This window comes from Kaistia granuli DSM 23481 (assembly GCF_000380505.1).
GTDB classification, from domain to species: domain Bacteria; phylum Pseudomonadota; class Alphaproteobacteria; order Rhizobiales; family Kaistiaceae; genus Kaistia; species Kaistia granuli.
In genome coordinates this window covers 148,719-163,960 of the sequence record NZ_AQYH01000002.1, presented here as the reverse complement: position 1 = coordinate 163,960, position 15,242 = coordinate 148,719, and the positions used below count along the sequence as shown (strand labels likewise).

Sequence of the window (15,242 nt, the reverse complement as noted above, 5' to 3'; positions counted from 1 at the left end):
GCGTCGATCGTCTCTCTCCCGGTTCTTGGGCACACGGATCCGTGCTGGATACCTGCGCCGCTTCATGGTGCCAATATGGCTTGGGGCTGTCCACCGGCTCGGTCGTCGGCGCGAACTTCTACCCCATTCACTCGATATTTACTTCGTTCAGCCGTAATTCGATAACCAAATCGCCGGGGCCTCATGCGGCGCCCGGCCGCCTACCGAACGAGACTGACCGTCCAGCCATGGATTCCCTGATGAACCGCATCCTGCTTGCCGAAGACGACAATGACATGCGCCGCTTTCTGGCGAAGGCGCTGCAGAATGCCGGCTATGATGTCGTCGCCTTCGACAATGGCCGCAGCGCCTATGAGCGCATCCGCGAAGAGCCCTTCACGCTGCTCCTGACCGACATTGTCATGCCGGAGATGGACGGCATCGAGCTGGCGCGCCGCGCAACCGAGCTCGATCCCGATCTGAAGGTTATGTTCATCACCGGCTTCGCCGCCGTCGCTCTCAATCCGGATTCGAACGCGCCGAAGGATGCGAAGGTGCTGTCGAAGCCTTTCCACCTGCGCGATCTGGTCAACGAGGTGGAGCGGCTGCTGGCCGCCTGACAAAGTTTTCAACAGGGTCGGGAAACACGAGGCTTGAACCTTCGGAAACACCCGGTTATACACCCGCTCACGCCGCCGGTCCCGCCGGTCGCGTTCAGAAGGATGGGCGTGTAGCTCAGCGGGAGAGCACTACGTTGACATCGTAGGGGTCACAGGTTCAATCCCTGTCACGCCCACCATCCTTTCAATAGCTTAGCAGACATCGCCGGAACTGCCGCACAGAAACATGTGTGCGGCTACACCTCTGCGGCCCGCTTTTGCCGCCCGGGCCGTGCTGTGGTCAAGCTGGTGGCGGCTATCAGCGCGGGGCTATAGGCTCCGTCATCGCCTCAATGAATGGGCCCCGGAAACCGAGGTGCTCCATGTCGGAGGTGGTGAAATCAGAACTTATCGTTCAAGCCGACCCGGAAGGAATGGAACTTGGCGGAATCGCTTCAAGTGACAGACGCCTCGTCAGCTATTGGGTGCGAGCGCCTACGCGCTCCCCTCAGGCTCGATATCACTCTGCCCGATCTCTGCCTGGACGTCGGCCTCGATCTCCGTGCGCAACCGGGCCGCCGCTCTCAGAACCCCGATCACCACAATCGTCTCGCGCAGCAGGGCTTCCATATCCCCGGGCTCGACAGACTCCGGATCCAGTGCCGCAATGGCTAGTCGGATCGTGATGTCTTCCTTGGGCTCGGCGACCATAACGGCATCCTCCATTGCCGGCACCATAGCAGGGATTCACTTCCCCTGCGGCATCGGTTAGATGCGGGCGACGCGGCGGTGCAGTTGAGCCGGACTCGGGCATAGTACGGGCGGCATCGAAAGACGAGATTGCCTTATCCGGTCACCCGTTTCACGCTTCGGTGTGAGCCGCCAACGCGAAGCTGCCAAGGCAGCGCAGCCCGTAGGCCGATCCTTGCCGCAGCCCGCTCCGCCTCTCCGCACCGAAGTGCAGGCGGGCTGATAGTCGGCCTTGTTGCAAGGGGTTGATGCGCTTGATGTGGGGTGCGTTGGTCTCAAAATTCCTGCATGGTTTTTCTGAAGATCGTGCATAAAACAGCGGCTCGTCGCGACCCGCTGGAGTGATCCCGAAATATTCGATTGACATTCGTCTTCATCAATTCTATGTATGGCATGCTGATATTTGCTTGACGGGCTTTGATTGCCGCGCATTAGCACCGCGCCCGAACGAACCTCCCTTTCAAAAATCATTAGAACATCCAGGCTTCTTCGTGCCTGGGTCGCGCAATTTGCTATGGAGGGGTTCAACATGACCACCGGCACAGTTAAATGGTTCAATTCCACCAAGGGTTTTGGCTTTATCCAGCCTGACGATGGTGGACCCGACGCATTCGTGCACATCTCTGCAGTCGAACGCGCTGGAATGCGCGAACTGGTCGAAGGCCAGAAGCTCGGCTACGAGGTTGAGCGCGACAATCGGTCGGGCAAGATGTCGGCCTGCAATCTTCAGGCTGCTTAAATCGGAATCTGCTTTCCTTTGACCACGGATGTACTGGCACTGTTGAAAGCATGAGACCAATAAAGGTCAGGCAGTTTGCCTGGCCTTTTTTATTGCCCGGGATTCAGATCGGAACAGCCATGACAGAGACACACAACCAATCGCGTCAAACGGCGGAGGTTGCCTTTGGAAAGGTCCAATCCCAGTCTGTTGCTCGCAGGCGGGTGTTCGAAGAGCTCGACCTCCTTGTTGTCGCTCGTGACGAAAAGACCGTTCGCTTGCGGGAAGCCCGTCTGGCGAAAGAAGCGCAGGATCGTCTGGCTCCGCCGGCAAGAAAACCTGCAAAAGCCGCTTCGCGGGCCTGACTGCCCGCCAGCTTGAAACACCTCAATGGGAACTGAAGTTTGAAAAATATCGCCGATAGTAAATTCGTGGACCGCCGCAGCACTGCCGCTGACGCCAAGGCCGCGCTCCTGCGCGCCTATCTCGCCGCCAAGGAAGCCGCCGAGCCGACCCTCCTGGCGCGACAAGCCGAGCGCAAGGCTATCGCAGTCGCGAGGGAAGAGCGCCGTGCCGAGCGCGACCGCGCAAAAGCTGAGGAACAGGAACGCCTTCTGGCCGAGGCCGCGCAGCGGCAAGCCCTGATCGAGGCTGCGGCCCGAGCCGAGAGCGATGCCCGCGAGGCGGCCCAGAAGAACCGTGTTTCTCGGGTTATCGAAGACGAGGCCGCTCGCAAGGCAGAGCGTGACCGGCGTTACGCCAATCGCAAGGCCCGACAGGCTTAGCCCTTCCCGGGCGCCGACCGCGGCGAAATCGGCACGTATCATTGCCCGTCGCTTTCGCTCGCATCTCTTGGCGGCTGCCAACTGTGCCAACCTTGGCGCGCGCTCCCTTCAGCGGCGCCTTGAGGGGCGCCGGGAACCTGCCGCCTAGTCGGCCTTGGCTGCATGCCAGGCGCCGTCCACGCCGTCGCCGGCCTTCTTGTCCTTGGCATAGGTATAGAGCGGCCATGCCGTCATGGGCCCACATCCTGGTGCCCTCGGTGCGGTCCACGGCTGTCCACTTGCCTTCGGCTTCTGCCTTGGCGCCAGCCTTGAGGGCAGGCCAGTTGGTCGCGCACTGGTCAGGTGTAGAGTGTTATGCCCTCTGCATCGGTGAAGATGCTTCCTTTCGGGGTCTTCAGTGCTCGAATTGTTGGCCGCTCGAATGTTTGTTGATCGATAAAAGCCGGCATGCCGGTCGATGGCGGCGTCGGCTATTCCGACGCCGTAACAGCGGAGTTCGGCTCGCATGGAGCCGAAACCGGATCGGCCGGTATCAATACCGGTTTGCCGGGGCAAGGCTATTCCGCCGCGTCTAGCTCGCCGGCAGCGCGTTCTTGACGATGCGACCATCCTTCATGATCACCAGCAGGTTCTTGGATGCGTCGGACAGCAGCGAGATGTCGGTGGTCGGATCGCCGTCGACAAGGAGCAGGTCGGCGAGCGCGCCAGCCTCCACGACGCCAAGCTTGCCCGGATAGGGATTGCGCCGGTCGGACAGCGCCAGCAGCGCTGCGTTGTCGGCCGTCGCCATCTTCAGGATCTCGGCCGGCGTGTACCAACGCGTCATCCGCTGCAACTGCTCCGCTTGCCGAGCCGCGAGCGCGCCATCGAACAGGATGTCGGTGCCGAAAGCGACCTTCACCCCGAACTTGCGCGCCAGCCGGTAGGCATTGTCGGTTCCCGCGCGGACTTCTGCCGCGCGCGCCTGACCAGCGGGGTCCGGTTGCGCGTTGGCCATTTCGTCGGCCAGGAAGGGCTGCAGGCTCCACCACGTGCCGGTGTCGGCCATCAGCTTGGCGGTGGCTTCGTCGGCGAGCTGGCCGTGATCGATCACCTTGGCGCCGCCTTCGATCGCGTTCCGGATGGCCTCCGGCGTATAGGCATGCACCGTCACATAGGTGCCCCAGTTGGCCGCGGCCTCTACCGCCGCCCGGATCTCGGCAACACTCAGTTGCACCGTATCCAGCGGCCCATAGGGTGACGAGACGCCGCCGCCAACCGTCAGCTTGATCTGGCTGGCCCCCTGCAGCAATTGCTCGCGGGTACGCTTGCGCACCTCGTCCGGCGAATCGACGATCGCCGACATGCCGATGCGTTCGGGGTAGCTCAGAATGTTCGAGGTTGCTGGCACCTCGTGCAGCATGCGGAAATCGCCATGGCCGCCGGTTTGCGAGATCATCGCTCCCGATGGCCAGATGCGGGGACCCTCGACGATGCCGCTATCGATGGCCATCTTGAGCCCGAAGGACGGGCCGCCGAGGTCGCGAACGCTGGTAAAGCCCCGCAGCAGCGTCGCCTCGGCTTCCGCCCCGGCCATCAAGGTGATCAGCGTCATCGGCGCGGTCGACGCCATCGCCATGGACGGCCGGGCCATGAAGGTGTGCCAATGCGCGTCGATCAGTCCGGGCATGAGCGTCCGGCCTTCGCCGGCGATCCGGGTTGCCGTGTCGGTCGCGGGGATCGGCTCGGCCGAGATCGTGGCGATCTTGTTGCCCTCGACCAGCACGTTCATCGGCGCCGTCAGCTTGGTTCCGTCAAAGATCCGAACATTGTCGAAGACGACAGGGGCTGGGGACGATGGCTGCGCCTGCGACGGGGTCGCATGGAGCGCCATCAGGACAGCTGCGAGAAGTGCGCCGATCGATCTAGCCATAGGTGTTCCTTTACTCGCCTACCGCGGGACCCGATTGCCATCCGCCCGGATGTCCTCTGTACCCCACCGTCGCCGGCCGGCCAATGCCGCTAGCTAACTTGCGCCAGGTCCAGCGCTCCTGCGGCGGTCCCGGTGTCAGGGCTGGCCATCCTCTGGCGACGGCATCGCATCGGATTTGCGAGAGGATGATTGCTCTGCTGGAGTGCCGGATTCCTGTCAGGACAAGGCATCATCGTGTCGGCGCTCGAACTCGCTGTTCTCGAATGGACGGCTCTGGTCGACAGCGAGATATTTCTCGCCGGCGAGGCAGCCAGCCTGATGGCCGGCTCGGTCGTCGTCGACGACGGCGGCTATAGCTGCTGGTAATTGGCTGCCGGTAGCAGGCCGACGGGCCGCCCTTTGCGTTGGCGGGCGCGCCGCTCAGGCCCCGAAGCGATGGCAGGGGAGGCCCGGGACGCCGACATCGAGGGCGAACAGCGCACCCTCCTGTGGGTTGGCTGCCAGGTGCTCCGTCGACATGGTGAAGCGGGCCGAGGTGACGTAGAGGGTCGAGAAGTCCGGCCCGCCAAAGGCGCAACTGGTCGGCCACGAGCAGGGCAGTTCGACGACGCGATCGACGCGCCCGTCCGGCGCCATGCGCGTCAGGCAGGATCCGCCCGCAACCCGAGCGGTCCAGACGAAGCCTTCCGCATCCATCGTCGAGCCATCCGGCAGTCCCCGCCGAAAGCCCTGCAGGATCGTGCGACGGTCGGAAAGGGCGCCATCGGCGCCGACCTGATAGCTGTAGAGGGTGTTCGCCGGCGTATCCGCCGTGATCAGCCGGTCCCCGGACCAGATGAAGGTATTGGTGATGGCGAAGGCATCGTCGCTGAGGCGGTTCAGCCGGCCGTCCGGCGCGTAGCGGTAAATCCGCCCGGTCGCTTCGGCCGCCGCGCGCGGGCTATCGTCATCGGCGATGTTGTTCAGCATCGTACCGACCCAGAAGCAGCCGTCCGGGCCGATCACGCCTTCGTTCAGCCGATTGGCCGGCGCGTCGGGCTCGACTTCGCAGACCGGGGTTGGTTCGCCCTCAAAGTCCCACAGACAGATGTTGCGCTCCATCCCGACGATCGCGCCGCCATCGGCGCGCAGGCCGATCGATGTCGGCCGGCCGGCGAGGCGCCAGACCTGATGGTCGCCGGTGGCGGGGTCAAAGGCGTGCAGACGCCGGCCGATGATGTCGACCCAGTTCAGGCGTTGGCGCGCCTCGTCCCAGACGATGCTTTCACCGACGCTGTCCGCGACGTCGAGGGCAAGACGGACTGTCATGATCTACCTCTGAAGAGGGGCGGCGGGGCGAAGGCGCGCGACGCCTGACTGTAGGCTGCGGCTCACCAGCCGCCATCGACGGAAATATTCTGTCCCGAGATCATCCGGGCGCCGTCCGAACTCAGGAAGACGGCGAGATCGGCGATATCCTCGGGCTGGACGCGTGATTTGAGGCTCTGCTGCTTCAGCACCCAGTCCTGGAACTCCTGCAGCCGGTCGGCGAACACGCGGTCCTCGGCCTCGGACACTACCGCACCCGGCGAGATGGCGTTGACCGTGATCGCATATTTGCCGAGTTCGCGCGCATAGGCCTTGGTGAGGCCCAGCATGGCGCCCTTGGAGGCGACATAGGGGACATAGCCGTCCCACTGGCCGTTGAGCGTGATCGAGGTCAGGTTGATCACCCGCCCCCATTGCCTGGCCTTCATGCCGGCGGCGCAGACGCGGGTCAGGGCGAAGGCCGCCGACGAGTTGACCCGGATCTGGTCCTCATATTCCTGCAGGCTGAATTCGTCGTGCGGCTTGTTGATGATCAGCGCCGCGTTGTTGACGAGGATGTCGACCGGCCGATCGATCGCGGCGACGGCCGCCTCTGCCCCGGCGAGATCGTTCAGATCCACCCCGAGCCAGCCCAAGTCCTTGGCCATGCCCGGGGTCGGCTCGGCGCCAGGCCGATCGAGGATCGTGACTTCCGCGCCGGCGGCGACGAAGGCCTTGGCCATCGCCCGGCCGATGGTGCCCAGCCCGCCCGTGATCAGGGCGTGTCTTCCGGAAAGCGGCATGGCGTTCCCCATCACAGCACGTCGTGCACTTCTTCGATCGATGTCTCGGAGATCGGCTTGTCCAGCACGACCTTGCCGAGCGCCATCGCGACCACGCGGTCGCAGCAGGCGAAGACGTGGTGCATGTTGTGGCTGATGAAGATGCCGGTCACGTTCTGCTCCTTCAACGATTTGACGAAGCCGATCACCTTGGTCGTCTCCTTGACCGAAAGGTGGTTCGTCGGCTCGTCGAGGATCATCACCTTCGACTTGAAGTGCATGGCGCGGGCGATGGCAACGCCCTGGCGTTGTCCGCCCGACAATTCGCCGACGAGGGCGTCGGGGGAGCGGAGGTGCAGGTCGACATTGGCGATGGCGGCGACGCTCTCGGCGCGCATCCGCGCCTCGTCGAGCAGGCCGACCCCCATGAACGCCGCCTTCATCGGCTCGCGGCCGATGAACATGTTGCGGGCGATGCTCATGTTGGGGACCATCGAATTATACTGGTAGATGGTCTCGATGCCGAGGTTCATCGCATCGCGCGGCTTGTTGATCTCGGCCGGACGACCCTCGACGAAGATCTCGCCTTCGTCCTTCGGATGCAGGCCGGCCAGGATCGAGATCAGCGTCGATTTTCCGGCGCCGTTGTCGCCGACCAGGCCGACGGCTTCGTTTCGCTTGAAGTCGAGGCTGACGCCCTTCAGGGCATGAACGCCGGAATACCATTTGTGCAGGTTGCGGACCGAGATGATCGGCTGTTCGCCGTTTGCTGCGACACCGGCGCTCATCAAACCGTCTCCACTTTCATGGCGCGGCCACGCTTGCGCAGCCAGGAATTGCCGACGACGGCGAGAATGGTGAGGGCGCCAATCGCAAATTTGAACCAGTTGCTGTTGACCTGGCTGAGCACCATGCCGTTATCGATGACGCGGATCAGGATGGCGCCGATGATGCCGCCGGTGATCGAGCCGATGCCGCCGAGCAGCGAGGTGCCGCCGATGACGGCCGCGGCGACGGCGGCCAGTTCCAGGCCCTCGCCGATCGAGGGAAGCGGCGAGCCCAAGCGCAGAACCTGGATCGTTCCGGCGAGCCCGGCCAGCACCGAGCAGATCATGAAGCAGGCGATCTTCACCTTGCTCGAGGGGATGCCCATGGCGTTGGCGGCCGGCAGGAAGCCGCCCGTGGCGCGCACCCAATTGCCGAAATTGGTCTTGGAGAGCAGCAGCGCCACCAGAACCGCGATGCCGACGAACCACAGGAACGAGGCGCGGAAGAGATTGCCGGGCCCGACGAACTCGACGAACAGCCACATCGGGATCTCGTCGGCCTTCAGGCGCGGCGGGAAGCCGCCCGAGATGACGATGGTCAGCGAGCGCGCCATGAACAGCATGCCGAGCGTGGTGATGAAGGAGGGAATGGCGAACTTGATCGTCAGCCAACCATTGATGAACCCGATGGCGGCGCAGACCAGAAGACCCGTCAGCATGGCCGGCCAGAAGCCCCAGCCCATCGTCATCAGTACCGCCATCGCCATCGGGCTGAGCGCGAACACCGAACCGACGGACAGGTCGAATTCACCGCAGATCATCAGCAAGGTGACGCCGATGGCGACCAGCGCCATTTCCGGCATCAGGCCGAACACGCCGCGCATGTTGGCAAGGCTGAGGAAGACACCCTGCGACATCACCTGAAAGAAGATGATCAGGCAGAGGAGCAGGAGGGCGGCCGCGAGTTCGGGCTTCTGCAGGGAGATTTTTATCAGCCGTCTCATCGCGGCGTATCCTTTTCGTCGGACGGTATCCGCAGGCACGGCGCACCGTGCCCGCGGCGTTTCAGGTCGGATCAGCGCAGGCCCTTGGCCGCCAGTTCCATGATGGCGGCGGCGTCGGCCGCCTTGACGATGCCCTGGCCGGTGTCGACATTCGCCGGGGCCAGTCCGAAGTTCTTGTTCAGGTAGACCATCATCACGGGCATGAAGCCCTGCATGTAGGGCTGCTGGTCGACCTCGACCTGGATGTAGCCCTTCTGCATCTGTTCGACGGCTTCGGGAACCAGATCGAAGCCGCCGAGCAGCACCTTGCCGGGCGCATCGCCGCGATCGGCGAGGACGCGGGCGACGCCGGCATGCCAGAAGCCGGTATCGAAATAGGCGGTGGTGTCCGGGTGGGCTGCCAGATAGGCGCCGACGCGATCCGAGGTGATGGCGAGGTCGGTGCCGCTGTCGATCTTTTCCCAGCTGATGTCACGACCGGAAGACTTCTTGTAGTCCTCGAGGAAGTTGATCACGCCCTGGCCGCGCTGCTCGGACCAGTTCTGGCCGGGTGCCGAGATGCCCATCAGGACCTTGATCGGCCCCTCGGCCGGGAAGTTGGCGGACTGGGCCTTGCCGAGCGAATAGCCGGCGGCGAGGAAGCCCTGGCCGATGAAGGCCTGGCGGGCATTGCCGTCGGCACCCTCGAGGTCGTCGACATTGACGCCGATCACCACGATGCCGGCATCGCGGGCGCGCTGCAGCACGTCGTCCAGCGCGGCGTTGTCGACGATCGAGGTCAGGATCGCGGCCGGCTTCTGGGCCAGCGCCGCCTCGATGTTCGCCAGCTGCTCGGGGACGGAGCCTTCCGTCTGGGTGAACAGCATCTGGCAATTGGCCGAGACCTTGGCGCAGGCGTCGTCATAGCCCTTCTTCGCCGCCTGCCAGAAGGTGTTGGAGGCCGAGGAATGGACGGCGAAGACGATGTCGAGCTTCTCTTCCGCCATCGCCATGCCGGAGACGGTCGTCAACAGGGCGGCCGCGAGCGCGGTGACCTTCAGCTTCTTCATGATTGCTCCTCCCGAGCGTTGATTGTCCTAGAGTGACGCGGCATCCGAGATCTTGCGGGAGACCGAATAGGTCTTTTCGAGATCCGGATGCAGTTCCATGCCCAGTCCCGGGCCGGGCGGGACGGTGATCATGCCGTCCTTCACTTCCGGCAGCGCGGTCACGAGATCGCGGTACCAGGTGCGGTAGAAGGCCCGCACGCTCTCCTGAACCAGCGCGTTGGGGGCGTTCAGCGAGAGATGCGTGGAGGCGCACAGCACCACCGGTCCCGTGCAGTCATGCGGGGCGATCGGCAGGTGCCAGGCCTCGGCCATCGAGGCGATCTTGCGCGCCTCGGACAGGCCGCCGCACCAGCTCAGATCGAGCATCACGATGCCGGCGGCGCCGGTTTCGAGCAGATCGCGGAAGCCCCAGCGGGAGCCGAGCGTCTCCGAGGCCGAGATCGGCGCCGGCGAGACTTCGGCATAGCGCGACAGGCTGGACAGGCTGTCCATCTTGATCGGGTCTTCGTGCCAGAAGGTCTGGAACGGCGCGAGAGCCTTGGCGATCTGCATCGCCGGCAGCAGCTGCCACATCGAATGGAACTCGACCATGATTTCCATCCGGTCGCCGACCGCCTTGCGGATCTTCTCGAACGGAACCAGCGCCTTCTTCAGATCCTCGGTCGAGATGTACTGGCCGCGGGACTTCTCGGCGGCGATGTCGAACGGCCAGATCTTCATGGCCGTGATGCCGTCCTCGAGCAGCGAGTGGGCCAGTTCGTCGGCGTTGTGCAGGAAGCCGTTCAGGTCGTCATAGTCGCGCCGGCCGCCGCCGAGATCGTAGTTGCCGGTGGTCTGGCCGGTGGCCTTCTTGATATATTCGGTGCCGGCGCAGGTGTTGTAGGTGCGGATTTCGCGCCGGGTGAAGCCGCCGAGCAGCTGCGCGACCGGCTGGTTCACCGCCTTGCCAAACAGGTCCCAGAGCGCGATGTCGAAGGCCGAATTGCCGCGCACTTCGGCGCCGGATGAGCGGAAGCCGAGATAGCCGACCAGATCGCCCGACAGCTTGTCGATCTCGAGCGGATCGCGGCCGATGACGCGCGGCGCGATGTATTCGTGCACATGCGCCTCGACGGTGGCGGCGCCGAAGAAGGTCTCGCCCAGGCCCACCAGGCCTTCGTCGGTGTGAACCTGAACCCACAGCAGGTTGGGGCGCTCGGCGATCCGAACGGTTTCGATGGCAGTTATCTTCATGGATTCCTCAGGACAGTCCCGCCGACAGAAGGGCGCGTACGCTTTCGTCAAAATGAACGGCCATTGCTGAAACGGCCTGCTGGGGATCGCCCGCCGCAACGGCGCGGGCGATTTCTTCATGCGTGGCGATCATCGCGTCGCGCGCCTCGTCCGACGTCCGGCTCTTCCAGCCGATCGGCCAGGTCTGGCGGGCGATGCCCTGGAACGCGCCGACGATCAGGGCGAAGACCGGGTTTTTCGATGCCTTCGCCAGGGCCCGGTGAAACGCCAGATCGTGTTCCATCAGCCGGTCCGGATCGTGGATCGAGGCCCGCATCGCCGCCGCCTCGGCCAGGATCTCGGCCGCCTCGGCGTCGCTGCGCCGGATCGAGGCGAGCGTCACGATCCTCGTCTCGATCGTCCGGCGCACGTCGTAGATCTGCTGCACGTTGATCTGATCGGTGTGGACGCCGTGCTCGATGATCAGCGACATCGCGCCATGATCGATCGGCGAAACGGTGGCGCGCTTGCCCGTGGCGAGCTCGATGATCCGCATCGCCGCCAACGACCGGTACGCCTCCCGCACCACCGTGCGCGAAACGTTCAGCTCCTTGGACAGCGTGGCTTCCGAAGGCAGCCTGTCGCCCGGCATCAGGTCGTTTTCGCGGATATGGCGGGTGATGGCGCCGATGGCGTCGCCGACCAGTCCTCCGCCATTCACTCGGTCAGGCTGCATGTCAAAACTCCGAAAGCTGTCATACAGGTTTTGCTGAACTTGTGATTAGAAGCTCGCTTCGTGTCTGTCAAGTTGCCTGGCGCCGGCATCGGCGTCGATGCGCCATGATCCGCCGATTCCCCTTCACGGCCGTGTCGCGACGCGTCGCCCGCCGCGGATTGGCGGCCGGATTCCGGCATGAAAAAGCCCGATGCCGGGAGGCATCGGGCAGGGGGTATGCACGGGGGGCGGAAGCTTAGTTCGCGGCGTCCCAGCCGCTGATCGCCTTGACTTCGAGGAACTCCTCGATGCCCCAGTCGCCGCCTTCGCGACCGTTGCCGGATTGCTTGAACCCGCCGAAGGGCGTGCTCAACCGGCGACCGACGCCGTTGATCTCGACCATGCCGGAACGCATGGCACGGGCGACGCGGCGGGCGCGCTCCATGTCGCGGGTCTGGACGTAGTTCGTCAGGCCGTAGACGGTGTCGTTCGCCATGGCGATCGCCTCGTCCTCCGTCTCGAAAGGAAGGATGACCAGGACGGGACCAAAGATCTCCTCACGGGCGATGGTCATCTGGTTCGTCGCGTCGGCGAACACGGTGGGGCGGACGAAATAGCCGCGCTCCAGCCCGTCCGGTCGGCCGAGGCCGCCCGCCACCAGCCGGGCGCCTTCGGCGATGCCGGCCGCGATCATCGTCTGGATGTGCTCGAACTGCCGGGCCGAGACGACCGGCCCCAGATGCTCGCCCGGCTCCGAGGCCGGTCGTACGGCGATGTCTCCGGCCAGCCTGGCCGCCGTCTCGACGACGCGGTCGTAGATATCGCGATGCACGAACATCCGCGACGGCGCGTTGCAGCCCTGGCCGCTATTGTAGAAGCAGCTGCCGAGGCCGCGCTCGACGGCGGCGTCATCGGCGTCGGCGAACAGGATGTTGGCGCCCTTGCCGCCGAGCTCGAGGCTGACGCGCTTGACCGTGGCGGCGGCGTTGCGGGTGATCGCGATGCCGGCGCGGGTCGAGCCGGTGAACGAGATCATGTCGACGCCCGGATGCGCGGCGAGGCGCGAGCCGACACCGGCGCCGTCACCATGCAGCAGGTTGAAGACGCCGGCCGGGAATTCGGCCTCGTGCACCATCTCGGCGAAGATATGCCCCGACAGGGGTGAGATCTCCGACGGCTTCAGGATCACGGTGCAGCCGGTCAGGAGCGCCGGTGTCACCTTGAGCAGGATCTGGTTCATCGGCCAGTTCCACGGTGTGATCAGTCCGCAGACGCCGATTGGATCTCGGACGAGGCGGTGGGCCGTGTCGCCGGGCTCCAGCCAGCCTTCGAATTCGAAGCGGCGCGCCCGTTCGATGAAATGGCGCAGGTGACTGATGCCGGCGCCGACCTGGGCTGATTTCGCCATGTCGATCGGCGCGCCCATCTCCAGGCTGATCGCGCGGCCAAGTTCGTCCGACCGGCGCTCATAGACGGCGACCAGCCGCTCGAGCGCCGCCAACCGCGTCTCCAGCGGCGCCGCGCTCCAGGCCGGAAAGGCCGCCCTGGCAGCGGCGACCGCGCGATCGGTATCGGCCTCGTCGCCGAGGGCGAGCGTGGCGATCGGTTCTTCCGTCGACGGGTCGATCACATCGATCCGGGCCCGCCCGGCCGGGGCAACCCAGCGCCCGTCGACATAGAAGGAGTGCAGTTCGATCATGATGGTTCGCCGTCCCGGCTTGGGGTTGTCGAGCGTTGCGGCGGCAGGGCTGCGAGCGGCGTCCATTTCACCTCGGCGACGCCGATCTCGATGCCGTCGAGCCGCTGCGCCTCGGGGCCGTAGTTGAAGTAGAACCGATGGGTCGCCGTATCGCGGATGCGCAGCCCGCCGGGGAGTTCGACCGTCGGCAGCCCTTCCTGGTCGCAGGCCTGTCGCAGTATCCGGCCAAGCGCCGCCTCGTCGGGCCAGCCGCCGATATACCGGTGCTTCTCGTCGCCGAGGATCGCCGGGTCGCCATTCGCATGGGTCTCGCGCACTGGCATGCCGGTGGAGAGTTTCTCGGACCAGAGGCGGAAGGCGCCGCCGCCAGAGATCGGCAGCGAGACGCCGGGGCGCAGGCTTTCGACATATTCGACCGTGCAGTCAAAGCCGGGAAGCTGCGGCGGCAGGCCGGTGGGGATTCTCATGTCCGGCGTCTTCGAACCGCTGCGCGGGCCGGCGATCACCGTGCCGTCAAAGGCATCGAGTGCCTGTCGCAGGCGGGGATCGAGGCTCAGCAGTCCGGGCAGGGCGACGACCCGATACGGGGCGAGCGAGGCGCAATCGGGCGGGATGATATCGATCGACAGGCCGAGCTTCCGGAACGTGCGGTAGAAATCGAAGACCAGGCCGAAATAGTCGAAGCCCTTGCCCTGCGGCTGGGTCTGCCAGGCCCAGACCGACTCGTAGTCGAAGACCAGCGCCACGCGGGCCTGGCCGCCATCCACCTCCGGCATGGCCTCGAGCTCGGCGGCGGCCGCCTGAACTTCGGCCAGCGCCGGAGCCGGGACGCTGTCCGGACGCAGCAGGCCGGCATGCATCTGCTCCTGGGCGAACGGCGCCTGGCGCCAGCGGAAATAGCACACGGCCTCGGCGCCATGGGCATAGGCCTCCCAGGTCCAGAGCCGAACCATGCCGGGCAGGGGCGCGGGGTTGTAGACGGCCCAGTTCACCGGGCCGGGCTGCTGCTCCATGATCCAGTGGCGCCCGCGCCCGACGGCGCGATAGAGGTCGTGATGAAACGCCTGAAAATCGGGATCGCCCTTGCGCATATAGGTCTGGATCCACGCGTCCCCGAGCGTCGAGTGCTTCTCCAGATAGCCGAGCGGATAGCTGTCCCAGCTGGCGATATCGAGATCGCCCGCCACCTTGAAATGATCGAAATCCGTCGACTTCGTCATGAAATTGTGGATCAGCGGGGCGGCGCTGAACGCGCGCAGGATACCGGCCTGAACCTTGTTGAACGCCGCTACCTGGTCCGAGCTGTAGCGGCGGAAGTCCATCCAGTGGCTGGGGTTGGCCTCGGCGACCGTCTGGTTCGGCAGTCCGATCTGGTCGAAGCGGCCATATTCCATCGACCAGAACACATTGCCCCAGGCCGTGTTCAGCGCCTGGATGTTGCTGTATTTCCGTTCGAGCCAATGGCGGAATCCGGCAAGCGCCGACGGGCTGAACGACAGCGTCGTGTTGTGGTTGCCGTATTCATTGTCGATCTGCCAGCCTTGCACATGCGGCGAATGGCCATAGCGCTCGCCAAGCTTGCGCACGATCGCCGCGCAGTCCCCGCGAAAGCCGGAATGGGAGAAGCAATAGTGCCGGCGCGATCCGAATTTTCGGGTCTGGCCATCGGCGCCGACCGGCAGCATGTCGGGCCATTTGTCCAGCATCCAGCGCGGCGGCGTCGAAGTCGGCGTGCCGAGAATGACGCGGAGACCGGCTCCGGCCAGGGTCTCGATGGCGCGATCGAGCCAGTCCCACGTATAGAGGCCGGGCTCCGGCTCGATCCGCGACCAGGCGAACTCGCCGATCCGCACCCATGTCAGGCCGCTCTCGGCCATGCGGCTCGCGTCCTGCGCCCACATCGGCTCCGGCCAGTGCTCGGGATAATAGCAAACGCCTAGGGTTCGTTTCATCGACTTCTCTCGGAGACGGGGTGTTGGCCGGG

General features: G+C 64.8%; 17 protein-coding genes, 1 tRNA gene and 1 pseudogene. 6 read left to right on the top strand and 13 right to left on the bottom strand.

The genetic code is table 11. From position 1 onward, the window contains the following. Window positions 1–236: 236 nt before the first annotated feature. Together cpdR and G342_RS0101880 are read left to right on the top strand one after the other, a co-directional pair. Entirely contained in the window at window positions 237–599 is a 363-nt protein-coding gene (gene cpdR / locus G342_RS0101885; RefSeq protein ID WP_245557198.1) for a cell cycle two-component system response regulator CpdR, read from the top strand. A gap of 104 nt (window positions 600–703) precedes the next feature. Then, window positions 704–778, top strand: a tRNA-Val gene (locus G342_RS0101880). Window positions 779–1,073: 295 nt separating this feature from the next. Here G342_RS0101880 and G342_RS0101875 read toward each other — a convergent pair. Then, window positions 1,074–1,289 (bottom strand): hypothetical protein, encoded by a 216-nt coding sequence (locus G342_RS0101875; protein ID WP_156830755.1) that lies wholly within the window; start codon window positions 1,287–1,289, stop codon window positions 1,074–1,076. A 151-nt stretch (window positions 1,290–1,440) separates the two neighbouring features. Beyond that, window positions 1,441–1,695 (bottom strand): hypothetical protein, encoded by a 255-nt coding sequence (locus G342_RS25895; RefSeq protein WP_156830754.1) that lies wholly within the window; start codon window positions 1,693–1,695, stop codon window positions 1,441–1,443. A 162-nt stretch (window positions 1,696–1,857) separates the two neighbouring features. On the opposite strand from G342_RS25895, the gene G342_RS0101870 reads away from it, so the two are divergent. The 3 genes from G342_RS0101870 to G342_RS26375 all read left to right on the top strand — a co-directional run bounded on the left by G342_RS0101870 (window position 1,858) and on the right by G342_RS26375 (window position 2,831). Continuing rightward, window positions 1,858–2,067 carry a cold-shock protein gene (locus G342_RS0101870; RefSeq protein ID WP_018181404.1) on the top strand — a complete coding sequence of 70 codons (210 nt, stop codon included), beginning with the start codon at window positions 1,858–1,860 and terminating at the stop codon, window positions 2,065–2,067. Between the two features lie 119 nt (window positions 2,068–2,186). Further along, window positions 2,187–2,411, top strand: a complete 225-nt coding sequence (locus G342_RS26380; protein WP_083931020.1) for a hypothetical protein — start codon at window positions 2,187–2,189, stop codon at window positions 2,409–2,411. A 39-nt stretch (window positions 2,412–2,450) separates the two neighbouring features. Beyond that, entirely contained in the window at window positions 2,451–2,831 is a 381-nt protein-coding gene (locus G342_RS26375) for a DUF6481 family protein (protein WP_083931010.1), read from the top strand. Between the two features lie 144 nt (window positions 2,832–2,975). Here the strand turns inward: G342_RS26375 and G342_RS26610 are convergent, their stop codons facing one another. Together G342_RS26610 and G342_RS0101855 are read right to left on the bottom strand one after the other, a co-directional pair. Continuing rightward, window positions 2,976–3,065: a COG4315 family predicted lipoprotein gene (locus G342_RS26610; RefSeq protein ID WP_018181402.1), complete on the bottom strand. Its 90-nt coding sequence runs from the start codon at window positions 3,063–3,065 to the stop codon at window positions 2,976–2,978. Window positions 3,066–3,402: 337 nt separating this feature from the next. Beyond that, a complete protein-coding gene (locus G342_RS0101855) occupies window positions 3,403–4,743 on the bottom strand; it encodes a metal-dependent hydrolase family protein (RefSeq protein WP_018181401.1) in 1,341 nt (446 codons plus the stop codon). Between the two features lie 288 nt (window positions 4,744–5,031). Between G342_RS0101855 and G342_RS25885 the strand changes: the two are divergent. Next, window positions 5,032–5,109, top strand: a pseudogene (locus G342_RS25885) (3-oxoacyl-ACP reductase); the annotation flags it as partial. 54 nt (window positions 5,110–5,163) lie between these two features. Here the strand turns inward: G342_RS25885 and G342_RS0101845 are convergent. From G342_RS0101845 to G342_RS22935, 9 genes are all read right to left on the bottom strand, one after another. After that, on the bottom strand, window positions 5,164–6,051 hold the full coding sequence (locus G342_RS0101845; protein WP_018181399.1) for an SMP-30/gluconolactonase/LRE family protein: 888 nt from the start codon (window positions 6,049–6,051) through the stop codon (window positions 5,164–5,166). A 62-nt stretch (window positions 6,052–6,113) separates the two neighbouring features. Continuing rightward, window positions 6,114–6,833: an SDR family oxidoreductase gene (locus G342_RS0101840; RefSeq protein ID WP_245557195.1), complete on the bottom strand. Its 720-nt coding sequence runs from the start codon at window positions 6,831–6,833 to the stop codon at window positions 6,114–6,116. Window positions 6,834–6,844: 11 nt separating this feature from the next. Beyond that, window positions 6,845–7,600 (bottom strand): ATP-binding cassette domain-containing protein, encoded by a 756-nt coding sequence (locus G342_RS0101835; protein WP_018181397.1) that lies wholly within the window; start codon window positions 7,598–7,600, stop codon window positions 6,845–6,847. Then, the gene (locus tag G342_RS0101830) at window positions 7,600–8,583 is read right to left on the bottom strand and encodes an ABC transporter permease (protein ID WP_018181396.1); all 984 of its coding nucleotides are present in this window, start codon (window positions 8,581–8,583) and stop codon (window positions 7,600–7,602) included. Before G342_RS0101830 ends, G342_RS0101835 begins: the two co-directional genes overlap by 1 nt. A gap of 71 nt (window positions 8,584–8,654) precedes the next feature. Continuing rightward, window positions 8,655–9,632 (bottom strand): sugar ABC transporter substrate-binding protein, encoded by a 978-nt coding sequence (locus G342_RS0101825; RefSeq protein WP_018181395.1) that lies wholly within the window; start codon window positions 9,630–9,632, stop codon window positions 8,655–8,657. Window positions 9,633–9,659: 27 nt separating this feature from the next. Then, on the bottom strand, window positions 9,660–10,865 hold the full coding sequence (locus tag G342_RS0101820; RefSeq protein ID WP_018181394.1) for a mandelate racemase/muconate lactonizing enzyme family protein: 1,206 nt from the start codon (window positions 10,863–10,865) through the stop codon (window positions 9,660–9,662). Window positions 10,866–10,872: 7 nt separating this feature from the next. Then, window positions 10,873–11,580, bottom strand: coding sequence for a FadR/GntR family transcriptional regulator (locus G342_RS0101815; protein WP_018181393.1), 708 nt, complete (start codon window positions 11,578–11,580; stop codon window positions 10,873–10,875). A gap of 235 nt (window positions 11,581–11,815) precedes the next feature. Beyond that, window positions 11,816–13,258, bottom strand: coding sequence for an aldehyde dehydrogenase family protein (locus tag G342_RS0101810; RefSeq protein WP_018181392.1), 1,443 nt, complete (start codon window positions 13,256–13,258; stop codon window positions 11,816–11,818). Next, complete coding sequence (locus G342_RS22935) at window positions 13,255–15,210, bottom strand: beta-galactosidase (protein WP_051094040.1); 1,956 nt, start codon at window positions 15,208–15,210, stop codon at window positions 13,255–13,257. The genes G342_RS0101810 and G342_RS22935 overlap by 4 nt, the downstream gene beginning before the upstream one ends. Window positions 15,211–15,242: the final 32 nt, after the last annotated feature.